This is a genomic window from Bartonella sp. CB10SXKL (genome assembly GCF_042195515.1).
In the GTDB taxonomy this organism is placed as follows: domain Bacteria; phylum Pseudomonadota; class Alphaproteobacteria; order Rhizobiales; family Rhizobiaceae; genus Bartonella.
The window spans coordinates 1-25,021 of record NZ_JBHION010000018.1; the positions used below are offsets into that span (position 1 = coordinate 1).

The 25,021-nt window shown below is 37.1% G+C and carries 23 protein-coding genes and 1 tRNA gene; 8 read left to right on the forward strand and 16 right to left on the reverse strand.

The window, feature by feature from the left end; genetic code table 11:
• Positions 1 to 180: 180 nt before the first annotated feature.
• Complete coding sequence (locus ACFIK3_RS08260) at positions 181 to 966, forward strand: DNA adenine methylase (RefSeq protein WP_375676537.1); 786 nt, start codon at positions 181 to 183, stop codon at positions 964 to 966.
• 102 nt (positions 967 to 1,068) lie between these two features.
• Here ACFIK3_RS08260 and ACFIK3_RS08265 read toward each other — a convergent pair.
• The 8 genes from ACFIK3_RS08265 to rpmH form a co-directional block, all read right to left on the reverse strand.
• Positions 1,069 to 1,153 (reverse strand) — tRNA-Leu (locus ACFIK3_RS08265).
• Between the two features lie 113 nt (positions 1,154 to 1,266).
• Positions 1,267 to 1,887 carry a 2,3-bisphosphoglycerate-dependent phosphoglycerate mutase gene (locus ACFIK3_RS08270; RefSeq protein ID WP_273790707.1) on the reverse strand — a complete coding sequence of 207 codons (621 nt, stop codon included), beginning with the start codon at positions 1,885 to 1,887 and terminating at the stop codon, positions 1,267 to 1,269.
• 28 nt (positions 1,888 to 1,915) lie between these two features.
• Complete coding sequence (gene dapB, locus ACFIK3_RS08275; RefSeq protein ID WP_375658139.1) at positions 1,916 to 2,728, reverse strand: 4-hydroxy-tetrahydrodipicolinate reductase; 813 nt, start codon at positions 2,726 to 2,728, stop codon at positions 1,916 to 1,918.
• 1,221 nt (positions 2,729 to 3,949) lie between these two features.
• A complete protein-coding gene (locus ACFIK3_RS08280) occupies positions 3,950 to 4,642 on the reverse strand; it encodes a glutathione S-transferase family protein (RefSeq protein ID WP_273790709.1) in 693 nt (230 codons plus the stop codon).
• A 139-nt stretch (positions 4,643 to 4,781) separates the two neighbouring features.
• Entirely contained in the window at positions 4,782 to 5,426 is a 645-nt protein-coding gene (yihA, locus tag ACFIK3_RS08285) for a ribosome biogenesis GTP-binding protein YihA/YsxC (RefSeq protein WP_375637834.1), read from the reverse strand.
• Entirely contained in the window at positions 5,423 to 7,261 is a 1,839-nt protein-coding gene (yidC, locus tag ACFIK3_RS08290; RefSeq protein ID WP_273790711.1) for a membrane protein insertase YidC, read from the reverse strand. The genes yihA and yidC overlap by 4 nt, the downstream gene beginning before the upstream one ends.
• Positions 7,251 to 7,643 (reverse strand): ribonuclease P protein component, encoded by a 393-nt coding sequence (gene rnpA, locus ACFIK3_RS08295; RefSeq protein ID WP_273790712.1) that lies wholly within the window; start codon positions 7,641 to 7,643, stop codon positions 7,251 to 7,253. Before rnpA ends, yidC begins: the two co-directional genes overlap by 11 nt.
• Before the next feature lie 117 nt (positions 7,644 to 7,760).
• Entirely contained in the window at positions 7,761 to 7,895 is a 135-nt protein-coding gene (rpmH, locus tag ACFIK3_RS08300) for a 50S ribosomal protein L34 (protein WP_005864709.1), read from the reverse strand.
• Between the two features lie 576 nt (positions 7,896 to 8,471).
• Here rpmH and ACFIK3_RS08305 point away from each other — a divergent pair.
• Positions 8,472 to 9,533 (forward strand): Mrp/NBP35 family ATP-binding protein, encoded by a 1,062-nt coding sequence (locus ACFIK3_RS08305; protein ID WP_273790713.1) that lies wholly within the window; start codon positions 8,472 to 8,474, stop codon positions 9,531 to 9,533.
• A gap of 390 nt (positions 9,534 to 9,923) precedes the next feature.
• On the opposite strand, the gene ACFIK3_RS08310 is transcribed toward ACFIK3_RS08305, so the two are convergent.
• From ACFIK3_RS08310 to ACFIK3_RS08340, 7 genes are all read right to left on the reverse strand, one after another.
• Positions 9,924 to 10,715 carry a pyrroline-5-carboxylate reductase gene (locus tag ACFIK3_RS08310; RefSeq protein ID WP_375643627.1) on the reverse strand — a complete coding sequence of 264 codons (792 nt, stop codon included), beginning with the start codon at positions 10,713 to 10,715 and terminating at the stop codon, positions 9,924 to 9,926.
• A 55-nt stretch (positions 10,716 to 10,770) separates the two neighbouring features.
• Positions 10,771 to 11,016 carry a hypothetical protein gene (locus ACFIK3_RS08315; RefSeq protein WP_273790715.1) on the reverse strand — a complete coding sequence of 82 codons (246 nt, stop codon included), beginning with the start codon at positions 11,014 to 11,016 and terminating at the stop codon, positions 10,771 to 10,773.
• Between the two features lie 102 nt (positions 11,017 to 11,118).
• On the reverse strand, positions 11,119 to 11,487 hold the full coding sequence (locus ACFIK3_RS08320) for a YraN family protein (RefSeq protein ID WP_273790744.1): 369 nt from the start codon (positions 11,485 to 11,487) through the stop codon (positions 11,119 to 11,121).
• A 4-nt stretch (positions 11,488 to 11,491) separates the two neighbouring features.
• Entirely contained in the window at positions 11,492 to 12,379 is an 888-nt protein-coding gene (gene rsmI, locus ACFIK3_RS08325) for a 16S rRNA (cytidine(1402)-2'-O)-methyltransferase (protein WP_375676538.1), read from the reverse strand.
• 1,350 nt (positions 12,380 to 13,729) lie between these two features.
• Entirely contained in the window at positions 13,730 to 15,394 is a 1,665-nt protein-coding gene (locus ACFIK3_RS08330; protein WP_375658143.1) for a 4Fe-4S dicluster domain-containing protein, read from the reverse strand.
• Between the two features lie 3 nt (positions 15,395 to 15,397).
• Positions 15,398 to 16,318 (reverse strand): electron transfer flavoprotein subunit alpha/FixB family protein, encoded by a 921-nt coding sequence (locus ACFIK3_RS08335; RefSeq protein WP_273790718.1) that lies wholly within the window; start codon positions 16,316 to 16,318, stop codon positions 15,398 to 15,400.
• A gap of 51 nt (positions 16,319 to 16,369) precedes the next feature.
• The gene (locus tag ACFIK3_RS08340) at positions 16,370 to 17,116 is read right to left on the reverse strand and encodes an electron transfer flavoprotein subunit beta/FixA family protein (RefSeq protein WP_273790719.1); all 747 of its coding nucleotides are present in this window, start codon (positions 17,114 to 17,116) and stop codon (positions 16,370 to 16,372) included.
• 512 nt (positions 17,117 to 17,628) lie between these two features.
• Here ACFIK3_RS08340 and ACFIK3_RS08345 point away from each other — a divergent pair.
• From ACFIK3_RS08345 to ACFIK3_RS08355, 3 genes are all read left to right on the forward strand, one after another.
• Complete coding sequence (locus ACFIK3_RS08345; RefSeq protein WP_375631209.1) at positions 17,629 to 18,447, forward strand: hypothetical protein; 819 nt, start codon at positions 17,629 to 17,631, stop codon at positions 18,445 to 18,447.
• Positions 18,448 to 18,625: 178 nt separating this feature from the next.
• Complete coding sequence (locus tag ACFIK3_RS08350) at positions 18,626 to 19,546, forward strand: sulfite exporter TauE/SafE family protein (protein WP_375613503.1); 921 nt, start codon at positions 18,626 to 18,628, stop codon at positions 19,544 to 19,546.
• Between the two features lie 2 nt (positions 19,547 to 19,548).
• A complete protein-coding gene (locus tag ACFIK3_RS08355) occupies positions 19,549 to 20,358 on the forward strand; it encodes a TIGR02186 family protein (protein WP_273790722.1) in 810 nt (269 codons plus the stop codon).
• Between the two features lie 22 nt (positions 20,359 to 20,380).
• Here ACFIK3_RS08355 and ACFIK3_RS08360 read toward each other — a convergent pair whose 3' ends face one another.
• Positions 20,381 to 20,662 carry a DUF6460 domain-containing protein gene (locus tag ACFIK3_RS08360; RefSeq protein ID WP_273790723.1) on the reverse strand — a complete coding sequence of 94 codons (282 nt, stop codon included), beginning with the start codon at positions 20,660 to 20,662 and terminating at the stop codon, positions 20,381 to 20,383.
• A 1,104-nt stretch (positions 20,663 to 21,766) separates the two neighbouring features.
• Between ACFIK3_RS08360 and ACFIK3_RS08365 the strand changes: the two genes are divergently transcribed.
• The 3 genes from ACFIK3_RS08365 to ACFIK3_RS08375 all read left to right on the forward strand — a co-directional run.
• Positions 21,767 to 23,392: an ABC transporter substrate-binding protein gene (locus tag ACFIK3_RS08365; protein ID WP_375667924.1), complete on the forward strand. Its 1,626-nt coding sequence runs from the start codon at positions 21,767 to 21,769 to the stop codon at positions 23,390 to 23,392.
• A gap of 378 nt (positions 23,393 to 23,770) precedes the next feature.
• Entirely contained in the window at positions 23,771 to 23,956 is a 186-nt protein-coding gene (locus ACFIK3_RS08370; RefSeq protein ID WP_375637873.1) for a hypothetical protein, read from the forward strand.
• 376 nt (positions 23,957 to 24,332) lie between these two features.
• The coding region (locus ACFIK3_RS08375) for an ABC transporter substrate-binding protein (RefSeq protein WP_375676539.1) at positions 24,333 to 25,021 on the forward strand (689 nt) is incomplete at its 3' end.

Sequence of the window (25,021 nt, forward strand, 5' to 3'; positions counted from 1 at the left end):
GAGATGATAGAGACCTATCAAGGTTTAAAGATGATGTCACGCATCATGAAATTGATAGCCTTTATTGTCTTTATGTTTGTAATAGATTTTTCCCGTTTTGTGGACGCCATAGAGAATAGCTTCTCACATCTTAAAAGATGGTTAACCAAAAGTTAAATATCAAATCTCTCCTTTAAAAATATGATGAAACAAGAATTTACACAAACATTGTTTGCGTGGATGGGTGGTAAACACTATCTGCGTAAGAAAATTATACCGATTTTAAATAATATTGACCATGAAACCTATGTTGAACCGTTTTTAGGCTCTGGTGTTATTTTCCTAAATAAAAGACCAGCAAAATATTCCGTGATTAATGATCTGAATGGAGAGATCACGAACCTGTTTCAATGTGTTCAAAATGACTTTGATGATTTAGCCAAACGACTAGAATGGTTTGTTTGTTCAAGACAGTTGTTTTTTGAACTTGCGGCGATTGAACCAGAGAGCCTTTCCAAAGTTGAAAGAGCCGCACGTTTTTTGTTTCTCCAACGTTGTGTGATGTATGGGAAAAAAGAGTATGTCTCTTTTAGTTTTGGAAGGAAAAGAACGGCAGAGTTTAATCCCAAAAAGCTGTTATCAAGGATGAGGCGTGTTAGACAGAAGCTTCTTGATACGACAATCTTAAATTTGTCGTGGGAACGGGTTATCGAGCTATTTGATGCACCCGACAGTTTATTTTACCTAGACCCGCCTTATCTAGTGAAGAAGAAGTGTTACAGCTCTGGGAATTTTGTTGAAGATGATTTTGTGAGTATGGCAAAAGTTCTCAAAAGCATACAAGGCAAATTTGTCTTGAGTCTAAATGATTGTGATGCGGTTCGAGAGATCTTTAAGGATTTTGACTTTTTAGAATTAGAGACCCTTTGGACAGCAGGTACGGCTAAAAAACCACCCCGAAAAGAACTCTTGATTCGTAATAATTAGAGAGACGTGTTGCAAAATCCTATTCCCTAACTTTTATTTACGCGTCCCTCACTGTAAAAAATATATGGAAAATCAATAAATTATTTTGGATAAAAAAGAGCATGGTGCCCAAAAGAGGACTCGAACCTCCACGCCTTACGGCACAGGTACCTGAAACCTGCGCGTCTACCAATTCCGCCATCTGGGCTCATAAAATTCATCTAAGCGCATGACGCAATTCTGTCAATAAAATTATAGAATTTATTTTTTCAGCTTAAAACGATTGAATTGAATTTTTGGGGAGATCATGATTTTAGAAGTTTAAGGTGTGAGGACTTTCTTTGATAAAATTGTTGAATCCGGATTAAATGTGTAAATAATAGGAATACCGGTCGCTAATTCTTGAGATATAATTTCCTCACCGGAGAGACCTTCAAGTGCCATAATAAGAGCACGAAGAGAATTTCCATGCGCTGCGATTAAAACAGTTTGGGAGCGCAAAATATGAGGCTGGATATGGTAAAGATAATAAGGCCAGATGCGTGCACCGGTGTCGCGTAGGCTTTCTCCATTCGGGGGTGCAATTGTGTAGGAGCGGCGCCACATTTGCACTTGCTCTTGCCCCCATTGTTGGCGTACTTCATCTTTATTTAAACCAGAAAGATCACCATAATTACGTTCATTTAATGCAGGATTTTTTATCACTTCTAAATCTGATTGTCCCATTTGCTCTAAAATGTGCTGAGCGGTTTTTTGAGCACGCTGTAAGGCTGATGTATAAGCGATATCAAACTTCAAACCATATTCTTTCAGTTTTTTTCCTGCTGCTATCGCTTCGGCATGACCTTTTTCTGTTAAATCAGGATCTTTCCAACCGGTAAAAAGGTTTTTGAGATTCCATTCACTTTGTCCATGACGAATTAGTGTAAGTATGCGTCCCATTATGAATTGCCTCTATTCTATTGATTGTTTAAAATTCATTGTTCAATCCCAAAACATCGAACATTGAATAAAGACCGCTTTCATGATTTTGTGCCCATAAAGCTGCTTTTAATGCGCCATTGGCAAAGATAGAGCGTTCTTGCGCTGTATGTGAAAGAACAATGCGCTCATTGGAGCCGGCAAAAATGACACTGTGTTCTCCAACAACTGTCCCACCACGTGAACAGGAAAAGCCAATGGTGCCTTTTTTGCGTTTACCTATATGACCATTGCGTTCGTTGACACGCACATTTTTAAGCATAACATTGCGCCCTTCAGCTGCTGCTTGGCCAAGAAGAAGGGCTGTTCCAGAAGGGGCGTCAACTTTGTCAGCGTGATGCATTTCATAAACTTCGATATCAAAATCATCGGCTTCTAATGCTTTAGCGGCTTTCTTTACAAGGTTGGCTAAAAGATTTATTCCAAGGCTCATATTTCCGGATTTGACAATTGTTGTATATTTCGCAAAATCTGCAATTTTTTCTTCTTCTGTTTTGCTAAATCCTGTGGTGCCAATAATATGGACAAGGCTTTTTTGAGCAGCGTAGTTAGCATAAAGAATACTGGCTTCTGGTTGTGAAAAATCTAAAATACCTTCTGTATTAGAAAAGGCATTTTCGGGATCGTCAGTGATACCAATCCCAAGAGAATCTGAACCAATTAAGGCACTGGCATCTTTTCCTACAAACGGTGAGCCTTTGCGTACAAGAACAGCACAAAGTTCTACATCTCTCCTCTGCTGGATTGCTGTAATGAGTTCACGTCCCATTCTTCCATTTGCACCAACAACTGTAAGGCGCATTTTTATCTCCTTATAATACTTTACTGTGCAGTATAGGCAAATTCTTGCCTTCTTTCCAATGGTTCTTTTTCTTTATAGAAAATTTTTTTCCTGCTTTAATTTATCTTGTTGTGCTGTAAAATACTGTTGTTTAGAGCAAGTGATATAAGATCTGCAAATTTAAATAGAGATGTTTTTCGTTAGAGTGTGTGATGAATATTCCTAAGTAAGGTTTGCTTATGTCACCTAAAGGAGATTGTGTATTACTTTACGCTTTTGTTTCTTTCGTTCTTTAAGGGGGGGGAGCGTTCTTCATGCAAAACAAGATCTCCAAAACAAAATACACCTATGTTGTCAATTCATGCGCTTTTCTTAAAGAAATATTTATCAATTCTTCTAAACTTATTTTATGATAGTGCTCGTGAGTGGTATCACGAGAGAGTATCCATGAATAATATAACATCTATTCTGCGCCACTATCTTTATGCTTCATAAATAGAGAAAATTAGCATTATCATACGTTTTGTTAGCCTTTAATGTTTTAATAATTCTTGGCACTTAGGCATTTTCATTCTTTTCTTTAATATTCTTTCATTTACCAATTCCATTTGTGACGCATAAGAAAGCGATTTTGATTGTTTTAAATGTGATGAAGGTAATGAGAAAAAGGTATTTGGAATTGATGATTAAAGTAAAAAAAACGATTATTTATCATTGTATATCAATATGTTACCCATAAATAAAATCACGTAAAAAGGGGATAAAAACAAGGGGCTAACAAGAAGTTGGATTGTTTTCACACGAGAGTTGGTCGGCTTCTTCATCTTTTAGGAAAGTCAGTTTAAAAAATTGTTATGTTGTAAAAACGCATGATGAGGATTTTTTTATTATAGAGCAAATAGTATATATGTTATGCAATGCGTTTTTTCATATATTGGGGAGACTTGAGGATAACATGCGTTAAGTATTGTTATTTTATTTGCCTAGCTTCTAATGATGCTACAGCTCTTGTATTTAAAGAGAGTCGTTAAAATGCTTTCTTAAATATTTTTTATTCCTGTGCTAATCTTTTTTTGTGACACGATAAGAAAGTATTTTTTTTGATTCAATTATAATGGGTCTTATTCCCTGTTGAATACGATTATAAATCATTATATCGTTTATACGCATGCATAAAAATTCATAAACCTATAAATATCCTTTAGATAAAATATCACTTTTATTTTTGTTTGTGAGAGAAGGCTAGAAATCAAGATCTGCATAGTGAGCACTTGCAACAATTCCGCGGACGCGATCTGTTAAAAGAGAACGAAAAGAAGGGCGTGATTTTATTCTCATATACCAGTCTTTGGCAGCAGGAGATTGTTCCCAGTCAATTTCCCCTAGAAAGTCAAGTACAGAAATAGAAGCTGCTGCTGCTAGATCTGCATAGGACAAGGCAGAACCGACTAAGCTATCGCGAGAGGCACAGAGCCAATTGAGATAGTTCATATGTGGTAAAATATTGGCACGTGCATTGCGTAAAATTTGTGAATTAGGAGCACCACCGCCAATGGCAAGTGGCATTTCACGTTTATGGATTCGTTCTCGTACGATATGGCGCGTTGCTTCATTTTCGAATTTATTTAAGAACCAGTCATTGAGACGGCGTACTTCTGCACGATCTAAAGGATTTTCCGGAAAGAGCTTATTTTCTTGTCGTAAACTTCCATGTGTTTCGTCTAAATATTCGCAGATAACAAGAGGACCTGATAATGGAACCTCGTGTTCATCGAGAAAAACAGGAACATGACCAGCGGGATTGAGGGCTAGAAATTCGTGTCTTCTTGCCCATTCATATTCTTCAATCAGTTGAGTGGTTACACCATATTCCCCAAGAATGAGGCGTATGAAGCGCGAGGCAGCGGATAGGGGAGAGTGAAAAAGTGTCAGCATAATTTACACTATCAAATAGAGTTGAAGAGAATTCTTTCAAGTAATCATTTTTATAAAGATGCTTGACTAGAAGTACAAGATCATTAGCAGCTGCTAGTAATTATAATTAATAAATTGTTAATGACCAAGAATTGTTCTCTTATGCGATGGTTTGCAAAATGGCAGCACGTAATTCTTCTAAACCGATAGCTTTTTCTGAAGAGGTTACAAGAAGCTCAGGATAAGCTGCTGGGCGTTTAAGAAGCTTTGTTTGTGTGCTCATAATTAATTTTTCCAAGGCATTTGATTTGATTTTATCGCTTTTTGTCAAAACAATTTGATAAGAAACGGCTGCTTTATCAAGGAGAGCAAGAACATCTTCATCATTATTTTTGATTCCGTGCCGTGAATCAATCAAGATATATACACGTTTTAACGTTGTGCGCCCCCGTAAATAGCTAAAAATCAAATTTTTCCACTTATCAACAAGATTTTTAGGAGCAGCAGCAAAACCATAACCAGGCATATCTACTAATGCTAGAGGGGGAAGGTCTCCTAGTTGCCCACTGAAGCCATCGGGGACAAAATAATTAAGCTCTTGAGTCCGTCCTGGTGTATTTGAGGTACGTGCTAAGCTTTTTTGTTGAACGAGTGCGTTGATTAAAGATGATTTTCCAACATTGGAACGTCCTGCAAATGCAATTTCTGGTGGTCCTTCGGGGGGGAGAAAGCGTATTGCTGGTACACCACGAATAAAAATCCAATTGCGAGAAAAAATTCCAGAAAGGGAAGAATCTCTTGTCATTCACGCACTTCTTTTTTGGGTGATCTTCTCCAGATGGCTTTCAGATTATCAAAAAGCTCAATTTTAACTCCTTGGCGCTTCATCATGATACCTTGCTGAATGATTGATAATATATTGTTCCATGCCCAATAGATGACGAGACCAACAGGGAAAGAGGCGAGCATAAAAGTAAAGACAACAGGCATCCATGTGAATATCATCGCTTGGGTTTGGTCTTGAGGAGCGGGATTCATACGCATTTGTAAAAACATCGTTATTCCCATAATCAAAGGCCATGCACCAATCATAAGAAATGTTGGCGTTGTATATGGCAAGAGACCAAACAAGTTAAAAAGAGAAGTTGGATCGGGTGCCGCTAAATCTTTAATCCAGCCAAAGAAAGGGGCATGGCGCATTTCAATGGTGATATAGAGAACTTTATAAAGAGCAAAGAATATTGGGAATTGAACCAACATCGGCCAACAGCCTGCAAGGGGATTTATTTTTTCGGTTTTATATAGTTCTATTATTGCCTTTTGTTGTTTGGTTTGGTCATCGGGATACTTTTCTTTTATTTCTAGCAACCGCGGTTGTAAAAGCTTCATGCGTGCCATAGATTTATAAGATTTATTGGCTAGAGGGAAAAGAAGAGTTTTTAAGAGCACTGTGACAAGAAGGATGGCTATACCAAAATTCCCTGTTTGTTTATAAAGAATATCAATGAGGGAAAACATTGGTTTGGTGATGAAATCAAACCAGCCCCAATCAATTAAAAGAGCAAACTTTTTGATTTTTAGGTCATTTTGATAACTATTAATAATTTCAACTTGTTTTGCACCAGCAAAAAGACGATTTGTAACAGTTTTTGTTTCATTTGGGGCAATCGTTAAAAGCGACCCTAGCAAGTCAGACTGATAATGTGTTTGCAAACGATCAAAATAAATAAAACGGCTTGTATATTCTTTATTTTGCGGGGGAATAACTGCTACAGCCCAATATTTATCGGTAATACCAATCCAACCTCCTGTTACTTTGGAAAAAGTCACGCTCTTTTGCCCATTATCAGGATTTGGGTCAAGCTCTGCTAAGGTTTTATATTTTTCAGTTTTGAGCGAATCTCCAGCAATACCTATCATACCTTCATGAAGTAAATAGGTTGCATTTGTATGTTCTGGTGGTGCAGCACGTGCAACGCGGGCATAGGACGAGAGATGTATTGGTTGATCACTTTCATTGCTGATAGAATCCTCAATGGTAAACATGAAATGATCATCAACAGAAAGGGTCCGTCGGAAGATTTGTCCCTGTCCATTATTATAAATTAAAGTGATAGGTGTTGAAGGAGTCAGGATTGTATTGTTTCCCTCTACTTGCCATTTTGTATCCGATTGTGGCAAGGCTTTTGCTGGCAAAGACGCACTTGCAAAACCAAATTCAGCAAGGTAGGTCGTTTTGAAACCTTTAGGGTTTAGCAAATCGATTTCCGGTGATTTTTTATCGACTGTTAAACGATATTTTTTGAGGTGAAGATCATCAAATTGTGCACCAACAAGATTAATAGAGCCTTCCAGTTCATTGGTTTGGATCGCAATACGCTCTGTTTTGGCCAATACAGCTTTCCGGATTTCAGGTGTCATTGGCTGTTCGATGATAGATGTTGCTTGATGCGTTGAGGTATCGTCAGAAAAATCCGTCGTGGTAGTAGAAAGGGCTGATTGTTGTTTTGACAATTGCTGTGTGATGACATGTTGTTTTTGTAACTTTGCTTGTTTGGGAGCAACATGAAGAAATTGCCATGCGATGAGCACTACGAAAGATAAGCCAATAGCGATAAAGAAATTGCGGTTATATTCCATCCGTACACCCTTGTTGTTGTTGCTGATGTTTTATTTTTGGTTTTATTCGCCGATTTAATTCACTAATCAAGGATGTAAAAGGCGCATGTAACACATCACGGTACGCTACAATGACATAATCTGTTCCTGCTTCCATGTGGTTTGTTACACCAACTCTCACGGCTTCACGCAAGCGCCTTTTAATACGATTACGTTTCACAGCATTACCGTTTTTACGAGTAACAGTGAAGCCTACACGTGCAAAAAGAGAATCTTTTCTTTCTGTTGTTTGTTCACGAGATTTAACTTCGAGCAAAAATAAAGGACCACGTCGTTTTTCTCCTGTACGGGCAGCCAAAAAATCTGCTCTTTTGCGAATACGGCAGGGATGTTTTTTCTTCATAAAAGAACATTTCGCAATTTCACTAAATGCCTGCAAGCAGGCATTAGAGGTTCATAATGAAAGTTTCACAACGAAGAAATGATGAGCAATTCTCAACGGTTGTGAAAATTTAAATGGTTAGGCAGAGAGCCTCTTACGTCCACGAGCACGTCTTGCAGCAATAACTTTACGTCCTCCAGCTGTAGCCATGCGTGCACGAAACCCATGGCGGCGTTTACGGACAAGTTTAGAGGGTTGGTAAGTACGTTTCATTTATTTAAATACCGCGGAGTGCGGCCCTTCTTAATCTTCGTTTTATGAGCAGTTATGCGCGAGAGGGATAATTTTATCCTATCATACGGCTGTTAACCCATAAGGAAAAATATAAAAAAAGTCAATCTTAGATTGTTTTTCTCTCTCTTGAAAGAATACAAAACACCTTATAACTGTCTGTGACACTTTTTTACAATACTGTAAGAGTGTTAGAAAATAACAATTGAATCTACAGAACGTAAATGGCTAGGGCGTTAAAGAATTAAAGAAAGTGTGACTGATTACTGTATGCTCAATTTAAAATATCCTTTAATATTAAGAGTTTTTTTTACAAAATTTTTATCAGAATATTCATTAAAGTGGTTGTAGCACAAACATGATTAATAGGATTTATATCAGATTCTATGTTTGAGCTTCTTTATTTAAGGATGGTTTCATATTTTTAAAGAGAATAAGATATAAGTAATGTATACTTTATAATGCTGAGTAAAGTAGAAAATTATCAGGTGATAAGCCTGTAAGTATTTTTTGTTCTTATGCTTGTATTTGCTGGTATTTTTATAGAGAGGAAAGAACGTGGATCCTATCACAAGTGAAGCTGTCCGCAACGTATTACGTACAATCAAAGGACCAGATCTTGAAAGCGATATTGTGTCGTTGGGTCTTCTTTCAGAAATATTGATTGCTGATGGTAAGGTTTTCTTTTCTATTACAGTTCCTGATGGAGGTGTGCAAGAATGGGAATCATTGCGTCGTTCTGCTGAAAAGATGGTATGTGCCTTGGAAGGAGTGAAATCTGTTGTTGTCACACTTACAGCAGAAAAAACAACAAATGCAGTACCTAGACGGAGAGCAAATCTCTTACCGATCAAAATGCCCATAGAAGGTGTGCGGCATGTGATTGCTGTTGCTTCTGGAAAAGGAGGGGTAGGAAAATCTACGATGGCAGTAAATATCGCCTTAGCTTTACAAGATTCTGGTTTCAAGACGGGGGTGATGGATGCTGATATTTATGGTCCTTCGTTACCACGTTTGACAGGACTTGTTAATCAAAAACCACAGCTTATTGGAGAAAAAAAGATTCAACCTCTTGAAAAATTCGGACTTAAATTGATGTCGATGGGATTTTTGGTTGAGGAAGAAAAGCCGGTAGTATGGCGTGGTCCTATGGTTATGGCAGCTGTAACGCAATTGTTACGAGATGTTGTATGGGGACCTCTGGACATTTTGGTCGTTGATATGCCGCCCGGTACAGGGGATGCACAATTAACGCTTGCTCAACAGGTACAATTAACAGGTGCGTTGGTTGTCTCTACGCCCCAAGATCTTGCTTTAGTGGATGCGCGTAAAGCAATAGAAATGTTCATGAAAGTCAATGTTCCTATTTTAGGACTCATTGAGAATATGAGTTATTTTATCGCTCCTGATACAGGAAAACGCTATGATATTTTTGGCTATGGTGGTGCACGGGCAGAAGCGGAACGTCGAGAAGTCCCTTTCTTAGCGGAAATACCGCTTGATGCGGCTTTAAGATTTTCTTCAGATGAGGGGGTCCCTATTTTTGTTGCTAAGCCTAGTGAAGAGCATGCTAAACTATATCGTAAAATTGTTGATCAAATAAAAAATCAACTCTTTTGAATGTTTTTTTAAGAGAGTTTATTAAAACACAATCATGAAAGACATAAAAATAGTTTCTTCTTTGTAAGGGGAAGTTTTAATGTGAGAATGGAGTATATTAGGTTAAATAAATAAAAAATTATTCATGCGTTTGGATAACCTGAAGGGGACACAAATTGAAGAGTTGGAGCCGTGAGGTAGAAAAAAATATTGGACTTGAGGCTAAAAGAAGAAGACAGAAAATAAAAATAATTTAGAAAAATTGTAAAAGGTTGTAAAAAATATTTTAATAATCAATTTTTTCATAAAATAGTATTTTTTCAGGTGTAAAAAAGCATTTTTCGATGTGAGTTTTCTTGATATATATCTTCAACATTTAGTTTTTTCTTATTGAGATGATAAAAATATTGGTCAAGTCTTTTTAGAAGCATTCATTTTTTGCAAAGTAGCCTCAAGAGCGGTTGTTAAAGCATTCCTTCCCCCTTGATGAGAAAAGTAATCTGACAAAAATTCATTTGTTCCACCCTTTGTTGAAAACTCTTTTTCAAGCAGTGCAAAATCGAGAAATGCAGAATGATCCGTTGCTGTAATTTTACGCATTTCATCCGTAAGATTTCCAAACATCATAGTAAGGAATTCTGCTGATTGCTGTTTTTTTAACCCTTGTGTTATAAACCATTGATGGGCAGTTTCTATAAAATTAAAATATACTCCCATAAGTGAACCTGCTGTCATAAAAAGATTAAACTGCTCTTCCTTATCCAGCACTAATGTGCCCCCCAATGCATCAAATAAAGTGCGTAAAAAGGGATGATCGGGATAGATTGGTGTCAAATTTTTGCATTCTGCAACAAAAGGTAATGGAACAGCACGATAAACTTTATGATTAATCCACTCTTCTATTTCTGCTGCTTTTGCCATAGCAAGTACGGAAATAACCAGCTGTTCTGGACGAAAACAAAGAGAGCGCAAAACGTCTTCTGCAATTTGATTGGGCAAGCAAAGAAAAACACAATCACTAACATCGAGCAACGCTTGGTTATTTTCAGCAATCATAACCGTATCATAGGTGCGTGAAAGGCGCTCTGCTGTTTGTGCATTGCGAGGCGAAACAATAATGGAAGAAACATCAAAGGTGCTTGTCATTAAGCCATTCACCATTGAAGCACTGATTGTACCCGTTCCTAAAAAGCCAAGTTTCATTTCTATTTCTCAGTTTTATATTTTTAAAGGAATCTCAATCAACATTTCAGGTGTTTTAACTAACATAAACGCTAATTGAAGAAGCAACACATAACATAGCAAGAATAATCAAGCCCAAATAGATTTTAGGCTTGTCAAAGAGAACGGCAAAAGCAGAAAACCAACCAACAACAGCTGCGGCTAATGCAAATAAAAAACCTGGTTTATTCATAAGCACAATATGCATTGCCATTAAACCACCAATAATGAGCGCTCCAAAAATAATGAGTAAACCTGTTGCAAACTTTTCATAATCATCCATATTTTGCTCCTTATAGCGCTCAATTATTACACACTTTTTAACGCATATGCACATAAAAACGAAATGTTTTTTATTGAATATGGTTAAAACGGGGGGTGTCTTTTATTGATCAGATGTAAAAAATGCAGGGATATGCTGTGGCCAACGCCAAGGTAAAATTGCAACCAAATCAAAGCGCACAGACAAAAGGGCATAATCTTTTTGCCGTGCGAGCCAAATATCGGCAGCTGCTTCAATTCGCCTTTCATTCATTCGGGAAACCGCTTCCATTGCTTCAGCCAACGTTGAACGTGCTTTAACTTCAACGATTAACACAAGATTTCCGCGTCGTGCAATTAAATCAATTTCCCCACATTTTGTTTTAAAACGCCTTTCGGCAATGTGAAACCCTTTGCAACGTAGCCACCAAGCTGCCAATTTTTCTGCACGTACCCCTCGATAAAAAGACTTTTGTCTGCGTTTTTTTTGCATCATTTTATGCATTTTTTAAAAAGATTAATCGCTGAAAAAGTTCCTGCTTTTTTAAACCGGTTTTTTTTGCAACAAAAGCTGCCGCTTGAGCAGCAGAATATGTCCGTGCGCGTTCTAGTAGCATTTCATCAATTTCTTGATCACTTATCACATTTAAAGAAGAAGATGATTCTCCTACAACTACAACAATTTCCCCACGAATATGTGCTTGTTTTCTGTAATTTTCCAACAAGTTCCCCAAATTGGAAACATCTACTGTTTCAAACTTTTTTGTTAATTCACGACAAATGGCAGCAGGTCGATCAGCCGAAAAAAGTGTGACCATATCCTGTAAAGTTTCAATAAGACGATGCGGTGATTCATAAAAAATCAAAGTTGCTGGAATCTCTTTTAATTGTTCCAACCGTTTTCGGCGTTGTAGCTTTCGTGCACTCAAAAAACCTGCAAAAAAAAAGCTATCAGTAGGAAGCCCTGTCGGTATAAGAGCGGCTAAAAGAGCGGATGCTCCAGGAATAGGAATGATTTTATGACCAGCTTTACGGGCCTCTTCCACCAATCGAAATCCGGGATCAGAAATAAGTGGTGTTCCGGCATCTGAAACAAGTGCTACTGTTTTGTTTTCTGCTAAAGCCGCTAAGAGCTTTGGACCCGCTTTTTGCGCATTATGTTCATGATAGAGAAAAGGTTTTTTTTGAATACCGTAACGTTCTAACAAAACACGTGTTACTCGCGTATCCTCACACGCTAAAATATCAATTCCTGCAAGCACTTGCAAAGCACGAAGCGTAATATCTGCAAGATTTCCGATAGGTGTTGCCACAAGATAAAGCCCTGATTCTATAACGGGTGCAGAATAAGCATGCGCACCTATAAAATATGCTTTTTCACACATGCTCTTTTCTTTTCATTAAATTCTCCTCACCACAAGATTTTTATCCATACTTATAAGCCATTTTGGCTTATTTTTTACCAGCACATTTTTTATCATTACAAAGGCTTACCTTACTCGAATAATCGATTACACTACAATAAGATAATTTCATATTTAACGTCTTAATTTAACATTATTATCTATTTTGATCCGCGTTATTTTTTCCAGTAAAACAAATTCCAAATGTAACCAATATTCTATCAGCCCCATGATTTTCTATAAAGTTTTTCCTTCGAGAACCAAAAAACAATTTTACCCATGTTATCAGCTCATGCTTGGTTATGCTCTTTTAAAAGCTAAGCATTTTAGATTATTTTCATAATGCCGATTTTTCAAATATTCTATTGATATCCAAACTGTTTTTCTGAGCAAATGTAAACAGCCTCTTTTGAAGCACAAACAGTTAACTAGCAGCTGACTGTATTGTTATTGATTAAATATAAGCTCTTATCAGCAAAATACTTTATTTTTTCATATTCTCTATAGCTTTAACAGTATAATGAGTACCTTAGAAAAGTTTAAGGCTAATTTTTATCTTAAAGATTTGATTTATAATGGAAAATTTATTATTTTGCCTATTAATTAGGAGCTTTAAATATCGTAACATTATCTCAGCTCTTCTTATAGTCATTAATTAAAATTATTTTCGTGCATCTTGAAACTTTCTCAAAGCAAAGATTATCGCATCATTGGGGATCACAGAGAAAATGATGCTGCTAGCTTGTACTTTTTATTTCGTAAATATAGAACTGTTCGTTCACAGGAGTGTGTTATACCTTTTTCGGATAGTGTCGCGAAATAATTGTTTGATATGAGAGCTATCTCTTAAAAACAAGCCCATGATTGAACAACACAAGTCTGCTTTAATTTTGGATACCTTATTTTTTTGAAGGATATGCTCCCATAAAAAACGTAAGTAATAAAAGCGGAGACAATACGTTATCTCTTCTTTTTAGAGGATATTGTGATGCTTTTGAAAGTTTTAAAACCAAATGGACAGATGATAGTAAAGAGGAAAACAGGTTTTTTCTTTTCAGATTTTCGAGAACCGCGGTTTTTCCTTTATTGCAGAATTTTCAAGAATATATTCATTATTGTTTTGTTATTTAGATAAAAAAATTTTGATAAAAATATGTTATGTTTTTCTATTGAAAAAAGTTATGTGGTGAAGAGAGTATTTTATATGAGAATAGAGTTCTTTTTACATTGTGAAAGAACGTATGAAGGAAGGTGATTGATAGATTTCTGATCTGGGAAATATTTTTATTCAATGTGTTTTGTATATTTCAATTTTAGGAAAATGAACAATGATTACATATTGGGATAGAAGGGGCCCTCATTACCTTGCGGACAGATCCAAGTGATATTTTGGTTTGGATCTTTGATATCGCATGTTTTACAATGTATGCAATTTGAAGCGTTGATCATATAAGTCAGATGATCATTATCCTCTAGCCACTCGTAGACAGCGGCGGGACAATAGCGTGTAGAGGGTCCTCCATAGATCGCATATTCAGAGTCTTTTTGTTTTTTTAATGAGGCTATTTTTAAATGACAAGGTTGATTTTCTTCATGATGCGTATTGGAAAGGGCAACACTTGAAAGGCGATCAAAGGTTACAACGCCATCTGGTTTTGGGTAAGAAATGGGTTGAAATTTTTCTGCTGGTTCAAGGCATGCATAATCTTCCTTTCCATGGGAGAGTGTTTTAAATAAGGAAAATCCGAACAGTTGTTGCCACCACATATCAAAACCAGCAAGTTTAATTCCATATTTTGTCCCATATTTTTCCCAAAGCGGTTTGGCATTTCGCACTTTATAAAGATCTTTTCCAATGAGCCCTTTTCGCCATTGTTCTTCGATTTCTTTAACCTCATCATGGGCACGCCCTTGTGCAAGAGCGGTAGCAATTTTATCGGCAGCTAATATGCCAGATAAGATGGCATTGTGTGATCCTTTGATACGAGGAACATTGACAAATCCAGCAGAGCAGCCAATAAGCGCCCCACCAGGAAAGGTGAGTTTTGGTACAGATTGCCAACCTCCTTCGCTGATAACACGTGCACCATAGGAAAGACGTTTTGCGCCTTTAAAGATTTTATAGAGTTTTGGATGTGTTTTAAAACGTTGAAATTCTTCAAAGGGAGAAAGGTAAGGATTTTTGTAATCTAAGTGCACAACAAAACCGACAGAAATGATATTGTTTTCTTGGTGATAAATAAAGCCACCGCCACCGGTATTATTGTCTAAGGGCCAACCAGTGAAATGTTGTACTAAACCGCGTTGGTGTTTGTTGGGGGCAATTTCCCAGAGCTCCTTGAGACCAAGACCAAATTTTTGTGGTTCTCGATTTTTGCTAAGATTAAAATGTTGTATCAGTTGTTTTGCAATTGAGCCGCGTGCTCCTTCCGCAATCAGAGTATATTTTGCCAATAAAGCCATCCCAGGCATATAATTTTTTCCAGGGGTTCCATCTTTGTTAAGCCCCATATCTCCGGTGAGAACACCAATAATAGCTCCGTTATCTTTTTGGATGATGGGTTCTGTTGCTGCAAAACCAGGATAGATTTCAACACCCAACGCTTCAGCTTTTTTGCTTAGCCAGCGGCAGACGCTCCCAAGCGAAACGATATAACATCCGTTATTTGATAAGATTTTAGGGTGCAAAATATTGGGAAATACTGTGGACTTTTGAGGCTTTAGAAAAAAAAATTGGTCCTGTGTGACAGGGGTTGTGAAGGGATGGTCGTTATCATTTCGCCATTCTGGTAAGAGTGTATCGATACCAATGGGGTCAACAACTGCGCCAGAGAGAATATGTGCACCAACTTCGGTCCCTTTTTCAACAATTGTGACAGAAAGCTCAGGATTAATTTGTTTAAAACGAATTGCGGCAGAAAGCCCTGCAGGTCCTGCTCCGACAATGACTATATCAAACTCCATACTTTCACGTTGGTCATGCAGAGGTGCTTTCATGGCTTATAAAGCTTTCTCCAATTCTGGAATAATTTGGTGGAGATCACCTACAAGGGTGTAATCGGCAATTTGCATGATGGGAGCTTCTTCATCTTTATTAATGGCAACAATAATTTGTGCATCCATTATACCGGCTACATGCTGGATTGCACCGGAAATGCCAACGGCGATATAGAGTTCAGGGGCAACGACTTTTCCTGTTTGTCCAATTTGCCAATCATTGGGAGCATAGCCTGCATCCACTGCTGCGCGGCTGGCACCTAAAGCAGCATTTAATTTGTTTGCAAGAGGAAGAAGCAGGGCCATAAATTTCTCTTGAGAACCAAGACCACGCCCGCCTGATATAATAACACGTGCTGAGGTGAGCTCAGGACGATCACTTTTGTTTGTCTCTGCTTTTACGAAAGAAGAAAGATTTGGATTGGGAGCTGGTGTTATTGTTTTAATGGGAGCAGAATTATTTTGGGAAGGCGTTGGGGTGAAAGAAGCGGTGCGAACTGTTATAATCTTTTTATAATCATTGGTGCGTACAGTTTCAAATGCATTGCCTGCATAAATTGGTCGTTTGAAGGTATTGGGTGAAAGAATGGCGGTAATATCTGAAATTTGCATAAGATCAAGAAGAGCTGCTACGCGCGGCATCACATTTTTCCCAGTACTGCTGGATGCTGCCATGATCACATCATAATCATTTGCTAACGTGAGGATTGTATCTGCCATAGGCTCGGCAAGTTGATGGGCTAAATAGTCTGCTTTTGCAATAAGAACTTGCCGCACACCATTAAGTTTAGCACTATTTTCCGCTATCGTTTGAATTTTTTCTCCGCAAACCAGAATATCGATATCATTACTGAGTACGCGTGCAGCGGTGAGTGCTTTTGCTGTTTCTTCTGTATTATGATCGGCTAATAAAAGAATTGCCATAAGTTTTTGCCCTTTTATGTGAGTGTTGCTTTTACTCTAGTGGTGAGAATATTAAATGCAGTTCTTCTGTTTTAAGGCTCTAACAAGTTCTACTACATTTGCCACTTTTATACCGGATTGACGGGGTTTTGGCTCTTCAACGCTTAAAATTGTTAAGCGTGCTTTCGTATCGACGCCAAGATCAGTAAGAGATTTTTGTTCAATGATTTTCTTTTTTGCTTTCATGATATTGGGGAGAGAGGTGTAACGCGGTTCATTGAGCCGTAGATCGGCGGTCATAACAATGGGAAGGGGAAGACAAAGGGTTTGTGTTCCATTATCAACTTCACGAGTAACTGTAGCATGCCCATTTTCTATGTTAAGATGTGAGGCAAAAGTTGCTTGTCCCCACCCAAGAAGAGCAGCGAGCATTTGTCCTGTTTGGTTGCTATCGTCATCAATTGCTTGTTTTCCTAAAAAGACCATATTAGGTTTTTCTTCATCAACAATGGTTTTGAGAACCTTAGCAATTGCTAAGGGTTCAAGTGTTTGATCCGTTGTGACAAGAAGTGCGCGATCAGCTCCCATTGCAAGTCCTGTTCGTAGAGTTTCTTTGGCTGCTTCTGGGCCAATTGAAACAAGAAGAACTTCTGAAATTTTACCGGATTCTTTTTGGCGAATGGCCTCCTCCACGGCTATCTCATCAAAAGGATTCATAGACATTTTTACGTGAGACAGATCAACGCCTGTATTATCAGGTTTGACGCGTATCTTGATGTTATAATCAACAACACGTTTGACAGCGACAATTATCTTCATAATGATCCTCTTTGTTTGTACGTCATAAGTTTATAGCAATACTCATAAGAAACCAAATTGTTTAGAATGAAGTCTCAATTTATAACTTGTGTTCTCTTTCATATAAGCTTTTTTTACGTTTACTTGTACTTTCTCGTCGTCATTTTCAATCTTCATATTTTTGCATTGCCATAATTGCCCTATTTGCTTGAATAAAAAGTAAAAAAATCAATTTGTCTTGTGAGAATATTTTTTTAGTTCCTTATGCTTTGTTTATGATGGTGCAATAGGTCCTTTATGCAATGAAAAATTAAGTAAAAAAGATAAAAATGGGGGAATGATTTTTCTCTTCAAATCTTGAATACAGAAAAATTAAAGATCTTTCTTTCAAATATTTTAGATAAAGATTGGGGAAAATATTTCTAACAAAAAAGTTTTTGGGAGTTCTTAAAGCTCTATTTACTAAAATAGAGCACACTTTCTCATCATTTGTTGCGATTCTTTTCAAAAAGGTTAATGAGGGGTAGGCGTTTGTGAATACGAAGGGTCATACGATCGGCCAGGCGACCAAACAGGTTAGGAACGATAAAGTCTTTTCTTTTGTTGAACAGAAAGAGAGCATGGATACTTCTGTAGAAGTAACGATGTCGGATATTGCTCAAAAATTACGCACCGTTTATGCGCAAATGCAAATGAAGCATTCGCCTCGTTCTTTAATGCAGCAGAGTTCGGTAGAAGAGCATTTTAAATCTTACTTAGATGATATTAGTCGGGCCATTTTGGCTGAACATTATATACGTCGTCAAAGAGAAAAAAAGCTTTTCCAGTCTTTAGAGCAGATTAAAACAATTGTTCAAAGTTTGCAGAGTGAAAAAAAAAGCTTAGAAGAAGCAGCGGTAACACGACGGGTGTCTCGTTCAAAATCACCTGATTCTGTTGTACAAAAACTTGCTCACATGGAATGTGAGGGAAATCAAGAACGCTTATTACTTCAAAAGGTGCAAAATTTTTCGAAAGAAAACAGCATAATTTCACTCCAAACAAATGTTGAAAATACGGTGCAGCAAGAAGATAGAAGCCCTTTGCCCAGTGATGCTCTGAAATCTTCTTTTAAAAAGGTTGAGGGGGTAGTGGAGCATGCTGTGATAGAAGAAAAAGGTATGATGGGTGCTCAGGCATCTAATCATTGTATTGAGAATGATTTTTCTTCTTTAAGGACGCAGTCTCGGGAACATGTGTCGTTTTTATCTTATTTGCTAAAAAAAGGTGTTCTTTGTTTTTTAACCGTTGCATTTGTGGTAGCGATAACGTTATGTTTTTATAGCTTTTTAAAAGGAGCTCGTTTTTTTTAATTTTTATGATGTTGATGTTAATAGATGTGAAATGTATTGCGCATTCGTGTTTGTGCGGAAGCTATAGCAACTAAAATTATCCTTTTAAACACGCAACAGAGATTATTGGAAAAGAGGATAATTGGAGAAGGATTCTCTAATTGTAAAAAAACCTCAAATTATCTTGAAGGTTCTGTAAGTGAGTATTTATTTACCAATTGCTGAAATGTCACTCAATATGCTGATCTTGATTGGTATGGGAGTCGTTGCTGGTTTTTTTTCAGGACTTTTTGGAATCGGTGGTGGGTTTCTCATCACGCCGTTATTGATTTTTTATAATATTCCTCCTGCTATTGCTGTTGGAACAGGTGCTAACCAGATGATTGCGTCATCTGTAACAGGAGCAATTACACATTTTAGAAGACGTACGCTCGATATTAAACTTGGTATTCTTTTGGCGATTGGAGGAGGGATTGGTTCTTTAATCGGGATTCAGGTTTTCTCTGTTTTGAAAAAGTTAGGTCAATTAGACTTAATGATTTCGCTTCTTTATGTGATTCTTCTTGGAAGTGTAGGAAGCTTGATGATCGTTGAAAGTTGGTATGATATGATGCGCAAGCGTAAGGCAGGAAAAGCCAATATTCGTCTTGCTGGTCGACATAATTGGATTCATCGCTTACCCTTAAAAATGCGTTTTCGGACATCTATGATATATGTTAGCATTATTCCAGTTTTAGGGATTGGTCTCATTGTGGGGTTGTTGTCTTCTATTATGGGAATTGGTGGGGGGTTTTTTATGATACCAGCATTGATTTATCTTCTGCGTGTTCCAACCAGTGTGGTGATTGGGACTTCACTTTTTCAGATTACATTTGTGTCTTCTTTCACGACAGTTTTGCAAAGTATGACTAATCAGTCCGTTGATATTGTCTTGGCTTTTTTGTTAATGCTTGGAGGAAGTATTGGTGCGCAATATGGAACACGGGTTGGACGGAAGTTAAAGGCTGAACAATTGCGTATGGCACTTGCATTTTTAGTGTTGATTGTGTGTATGCGTCTTGCTTTTCAATTATTTATACGCCCTGATAATCTTTTCTCTCTGGATATTCTTATGAGATAAAAATGGGTAGATTATTTTCTTTATACATCATTACAGGTTGCTTTTGTTTTATTTCTTTTTCTACATGGTCACATGTTGGGACGCCAGCTACATTCATTGATCAAGTTGACCACGAAACTGTCCAAATTATTGTAACAACGAATACGATTACTGTGGATGCAAATTTTGCTGGTCGTGATCTTTATATTGCTGGTGTTTTGGAAAATATTGATCCGTTATATTCTCGACAGAACCGTTATGATATTGTTGTAAGCTTGGAGGGACAAGATCGGACAATGGTGATGCGAGAAAAAAAACGCAATGCCGGTGTATGGGTCAATACAGATTCTCTTATTTTTAAAAAGGTTCCTCTTTTTTACTCTATGGTCACAACACGTGAAATTGACGATATTACGAGCATTGAAGATTATAAACGCTTAGGGTTAGGATTACTCTATTTGCCATTGCAGACGGATGAACAAGATCAGAAAAAAATACAAATCTTTCGCGATGAACTTATAAAATTGCAAAAAGCTAAAAGCCTTTATTATGAGGAAGTGGGTGGGGTTCGTTTTGGTTCTGACACACTTTTCACAGCGCATTTTCGTTTGCCAGCAAATATCCCGGTTGGACATTATAAAGTTCGTGCTTATCTTTTTCGTGATGGACAGTTTATTGATAGTGCAACAACGACTCTTGAAATTGTTAAAGCACATATCACCTATACAATTTTTTATGCAGCGCACAAGTATCGTTTTTTATATGGTATTGTTGCAGTGATTATTGCTATTACTACAGGATTTTTGTGTCGTTTGATTTTTCGAAAAGATTAACGCAAGGAAAATGTTAAGGCTTTTATTTTTTATGAAAAATTCGTAAGATAAGAAAAATAGGCACAACAACAATAGCTCCTGTCATAGTTATATGGAAGAAATTTGTAAGCGTTATAAATCCTGCTTCCCATAGTGATTGAAAAAAATCGACTATTTTTTGTATGAGGTTTCGAGGTGTCCATCCCAAAAAATTCATTACGATACCAATGAAGAATGAAAGGATAAGCAATTTTAGACTAACGCGGCTTGATTTTTCTCCAAGAAACGCATGAAAAGAATCTAATAATTTTTTTTTTCGCTTCATTTTAATATACTTTCAAAGATCGTGTTTTTTATTGTATTATCATGGTACAGCGATGTTATTATCATAAAGGAAAAACATTTTTTTATTTTTTCTTACTTTTTGAGTTTATCACCTTAGTCTGGTTAACGGTGCTGGTTTTTGAAATATACACATGTTTTATTGCATTTTTTGCGATATTTTCATGGCCCTTTTTTATTAAATAAAGGGATATCCTTTCGTTTCTGAGAATTTGTAGAGAAATTTTATAACGTTTCGATATTTCACATCAGAGTGAGAGTTCTAGTATATTGAAGATTTTGTAACGAACTTATTATTGTCGTGTATAGAAATAATATTTCAAGACAGTTTACTTAAAAAAAGACTATCTATTCTAATAAGGGTGTGCTTATATAAGTATTATATTTAGATATTTCAACCTTGGTGCATTGAAAAGATCTTTTTTTCTGAAAAAATGTAAGCAATGATAAGCAATGAATTGAGTGTTGTTAAAGGAGCAAAGATATTAAAAATACGATATTGAAAAAAGTTTTGTTATGTATATCCGCGTGAGGGAATGTAAGAGGTTTGTGGTGCCCGTGCTCCTTTTATTTGGAAATAAGATATAATTAGAAGCCGTTATTTAGTGGGGAATTATGGAAAAATTCAAAATTCCTCTTGCAGAAGGGGTAGAGGTGTTTCATGTTAGCCGATGGGTGAATTTTTCTGTTTTGTTAAAATATCAAATTATTATTAGGGTTCTTCGTTATTAAGGCGCTTGAGTTAACAGGGGAGAGCCCTTTGATGGCATAAAAACGCTAGAAGAAAGAAGTGACAAGCTTGCCTGATAATAGAGAAGAAGTCTTTGTCTTATCGCGTTCAATGGTAGACGTTGTAATATTATCAATAGATTTGTGATGGGTTATGTCATTCATCATATATTAAATTGCTTTTCGGTGCATATTGGGGGCTTGTTAAGTATGGACAGGAGAAAAGGTTGGAAAGTGGTGCTGTTTGAAAGTTTTAATACTTTGTTTTAGGGGCCTATGGATCGTCTAACCTTATGATTAAGCATGTTCTTGTTGCGTGGGAAATTTATATAATAAACTTTATTTAAAAGGAAAAGTTATGAACTTGAAGAAAAAAATATTGAAAGGGAGCAGCTTTCTTGTTTCTGCTTTTATTGCACTGGGGGTAGTTGGACAACAGGTTTCAGCAAAAACACCGGCTGATACCCTTGTGATGGCTTGGAATCTTGATGCAATCAGTACGTTTGATCCTGCGCAGCTCAATGATGTTTATGGAAGTGAAATTGTTCGCAATGTTTGTGATAACTTGGTGAGTACTGCGACAGATGATCCTGCTAAAATGGTTCCTGCTTTAGCAACGCATTGGGATGTTTCAGGTGATGATCACAGTACGATGATTACTTTTCATTTGCGTGATGGTTTGAAGTTTAATAATGGCAGATCAGCCAATGCCAATGATCTTGTTTGGGGTATGAAGCGGGTTGTCAAATTGAAGATGGGTAATGCGGCAATTTTTAATGAATATGGAATTGTAGAACAAAATGTTGATGATGCTTTGCAAGCTCCTGATAAGAAAACAGTTGTGATGAAATTTGATAAACCTTATCCAGCAGAACTTATTCTTAATAATATTGTTGCAAGTCCTGCAACAGCTTTGCTTGATCGTAACACGATTATGAAACACGAAAAAGATGGTGATTTGGGAAATCAGTATTTGAAGAGTCATGCTGCTTGTGTTGGTCCTTATCAGTTAAAAAGTTGGCGCCCTGGAGAAGCTCTTTTGTTGCGTGCAAGCTCTCACTATTGGGGACAAGCGCCTAAACTGAAGCAGATTTTAATTCGCCATGTTGCAGAGCCCGGAACACAACGCTTGTTGTTGCAAAAACATGATATTGATGTTGCTCGTAATTTGACACCTGAAGATCTTGCAGATCTGCAAAAAACAACAGATGTTAAAATCAAGGAAGTGTTAGAACCATCCATGATGTACTGGGGATTCAATATGACAAATCCCATTTTTGCTAAGGAAAAAGTACGCTTGGCGATGCGTTATCTTATAGATTATGAAGGTCTTGGCAAGAAGCTTCTTAAAGGGATTGGTGTTCCACGGGCCAGTTTTATTCCTCTTGGTAATCTTGGAGCTTTGGATGAAAAAGAGGGGCAACCCTTTAAGCTTGATATTCAAAAAGCAAAACAGCTTTTAGCAGAGGCCGGTTATCCGAACGGATTTGAGGCAAATTTTATTGTCTCAAACACTCCTTATACTTTGTTACTTGCTCAATCACTTCAAGATAGTGCTGCACAGGCGGGCGTGCGTCTTAAAATTGAACGTGTAGCAGGTACACAGTTGTTTTCAAAAGTGAATGCACGGGCTTTTGATACGGCTTTTATCGGATGGAATAATGATTCTGCGGATCCTCATACAATGGCTTCACGTCTTGTTTATAATCCAGATAATCGGCTTGAGGCTAAAAATACAGCCTATCCTAGTTGGCAGCATGGGTATTTTGATGCCAAAATGAATAAAAAAGTTGAAGAGGCGTTGTTTCAAAAAGATCCGCAAAAACGGGCACAAATATATGCTGATTTACAACGTGAACTTATGCAAAAAGGACCTTATGCGTTTATCTATCAGAAATATACTGTTATTGCGATGACGCCTGATGTCAAAAAGTGGGTTTGGAATAGTGCGCCACATATTTTTTATAGTAAAATTGAAAAATAAGAGTGTCTTCAATGCTGTTCAATAGATAAAGGGCATCGTCATGATATATTCGGCGTATTGTATAAATTTTCAAGTTTTGCAATGCGTCGAAGATCATAGGTAATGCGTGATATATTGTTGAATGTCTTTTCAAGACATTCGTTTAAAGATATTTTTCATTCTCATTAGAGGTGTATTTAAGTGGATGTTAAGATCGATATTTCAATTTCTCTGAATTAGAAAGTGGTCAATTTATTTGTTAAAAAACTGAGTATAACATAAAGAAACTAAGTGTAACAAATATCGCGGAATTTAGTGGTGCTAAAGGTGCAAAGGTTTTGCTGTGTTGAAGGAAAGTTTTGTTATGGGTGGGTACACAAGGGATATCAGTTTTTTATAGTGTTCATATTTTCTTTTGCTTTGAAAGATGATGAGATGTCATTTGGAGGGTGTTATTTTACGGGGAGTGATGAAAAAATTAAATTTTCTTTTGAAGAAGGAATAAAAGTCGTTGCACTTGGCAAACTGACAAATTTTCCTGTTTTATCAAATCGTCAAATTATTATGAAGGCTCTTTGTTATTAAGGTACTTGAGCCAAAAGGGGTAGTGCTTTGATGGTATAGAACACGCCGGAAGAAATACGAGACAAGCTTGCTTAACAAGATAGAAAAAATACAGGTTTTATAGTCTTCAATAGTAGGCGTTATGATATCGTGAATAAGCTCTGTTGTTGGTGAGCGTTCATTGTATATCAGAGTGTTTTCCTTTGTATGTTTTAGTTTGGCTTATAAGTGTAGACAGGAGGAGTCATTGACAAGAGGTGCTTGTTCTTGAAGGTTTTAAAGTTTGATCTTTAGGAGCCTATCGTTCGTCTAAACTTAATTATTAAGCACGTTTTGCTGTATGGGGAATTTATACAATAAACGTTAAAAGGAAAATTCTATGAACGTGAAAGGTTCTATGAACGTGAAAAGAAAAATATTGAAAAAGGGCGGTTCTTTTGTTTCTGCTGTTCTTGCAATGGGGATGTTTGTGCAACAAGTTTCAGCAAAAACACCTGCCGATACGCTTGTGATGGCTTGGAATCTCGATCCAATAAGTACATTTGACCCTGCACAACTCAATGACCGTTATGGAATTGAATTGGTTAACAATATTTGTGATAATTTAGTCGTTTCTGCTACAGATGATGCTACTAAAATGGTTCCCTCGTTAGCGAAGAGTTGGGATGTTTTAAGTGATGATCAGAGTACGGTGATTACTTTTCATTTGCGCGATGGTTTAAAGTTTTATGATGGTCGTCCTGCGAATGCCAATGATCTTGTTTGGGGTATGAAGCGGGTTGTCAAATTGAAATTGTCTAATGCGGCAACATTTAATGAATATGGAATTACAGAACAAAACGTTGATGAGGCTTTTCAAGCACCGGATGACAAATCGGTGGTGATGAAATTTGATAAACCTTATCCAGCAGAGCTCATTCTTAGCAATATTTCCACTAATCGCACTGCTGCCTTGCTGGATCGTGAGACACTCATGAAAAACGAACAAGATGGTGATATGGGAAACCGGTATTTGGCAAGTCATTCTGCTTGTGTTGGTCCTTATCAGCTAGAGAGTTGGCGTCCTGGAGAAGGGATTTTGTTGCG

Bases quoted from the DNA above. Each gene is read 5' to 3' on its own strand.
- ACFIK3_RS08335 (WP_273790718.1), bottom strand. From the start codon at position 16,318: ATGGCAATTCTTTTATTAGCCGATCATAATACAGAAGAAACAGCAAAA.
- ACFIK3_RS08315 (WP_273790715.1), bottom strand. From the start codon at position 11,016: ATGGATGATTATGAAAAGTTTGCAACAGGTTTACTCATTATTTTTGGA.
- dapB (WP_375658139.1), bottom strand. From the start codon at position 2,728: ATGCGCCTTACAGTTGTTGGTGCAAATGGAAGAATGGGACGTGAACTC.
- ACFIK3_RS08355 (WP_273790722.1), top strand. From the start codon at position 19,549: ATGGGTAGATTATTTTCTTTATACATCATTACAGGTTGCTTTTGTTTT.
- ACFIK3_RS08320 (WP_273790744.1), bottom strand. From the start codon at position 11,487: ATGCAAAAAAAACGCAGACAAAAGTCTTTTTATCGAGGGGTACGTGCA.
- ACFIK3_RS08260 (WP_375676537.1), top strand. From the start codon at position 181: ATGATGAAACAAGAATTTACACAAACATTGTTTGCGTGGATGGGTGGT.
- yihA (WP_375637834.1), bottom strand. From the start codon at position 5,426: ATGACAAGAGATTCTTCCCTTTCTGGAATTTTTTCTCGCAATTGGATT.
- rsmI (WP_375676538.1), bottom strand. From the start codon at position 12,379: ATGTGTGAAAAAGCATATTTTATAGGTGCGCATGCTTATTCTGCACCC.
- rnpA (WP_273790712.1), bottom strand. From the start codon at position 7,643: ATGAAGAAAAAACATCCCTGCCGTATTCGCAAAAGAGCAGATTTTTTG.
- ACFIK3_RS08330 (WP_375658143.1), bottom strand. From the start codon at position 15,394: ATGAAAGCACCTCTGCATGACCAACGTGAAAGTATGGAGTTTGATATA.
- ACFIK3_RS08310 (WP_375643627.1), bottom strand. From the start codon at position 10,715: ATGAAACTTGGCTTTTTAGGAACGGGTACAATCAGTGCTTCAATGGTG.
- ACFIK3_RS08270 (WP_273790707.1), bottom strand. From the start codon at position 1,887: ATGGGACGCATACTTACACTAATTCGTCATGGACAAAGTGAATGGAAT.
- yidC (WP_273790711.1), bottom strand. From the start codon at position 7,261: ATGGAATATAACCGCAATTTCTTTATCGCTATTGGCTTATCTTTCGTA.
- ACFIK3_RS08365 (WP_375667924.1), top strand. From the start codon at position 21,767: ATGAACTTGAAGAAAAAAATATTGAAAGGGAGCAGCTTTCTTGTTTCT.
- ACFIK3_RS08360 (WP_273790723.1), bottom strand. From the start codon at position 20,662: ATGAAGCGAAAAAAAAAATTATTAGATTCTTTTCATGCGTTTCTTGGA.
- ACFIK3_RS08280 (WP_273790709.1), bottom strand. From the start codon at position 4,642: ATGCTGACACTTTTTCACTCTCCCCTATCCGCTGCCTCGCGCTTCATA.
- ACFIK3_RS08340 (WP_273790719.1), bottom strand. From the start codon at position 17,116: ATGAAGATAATTGTCGCTGTCAAACGTGTTGTTGATTATAACATCAAG.
- rpmH (WP_005864709.1), bottom strand. From the start codon at position 7,895: ATGAAACGTACTTACCAACCCTCTAAACTTGTCCGTAAACGCCGCCAT.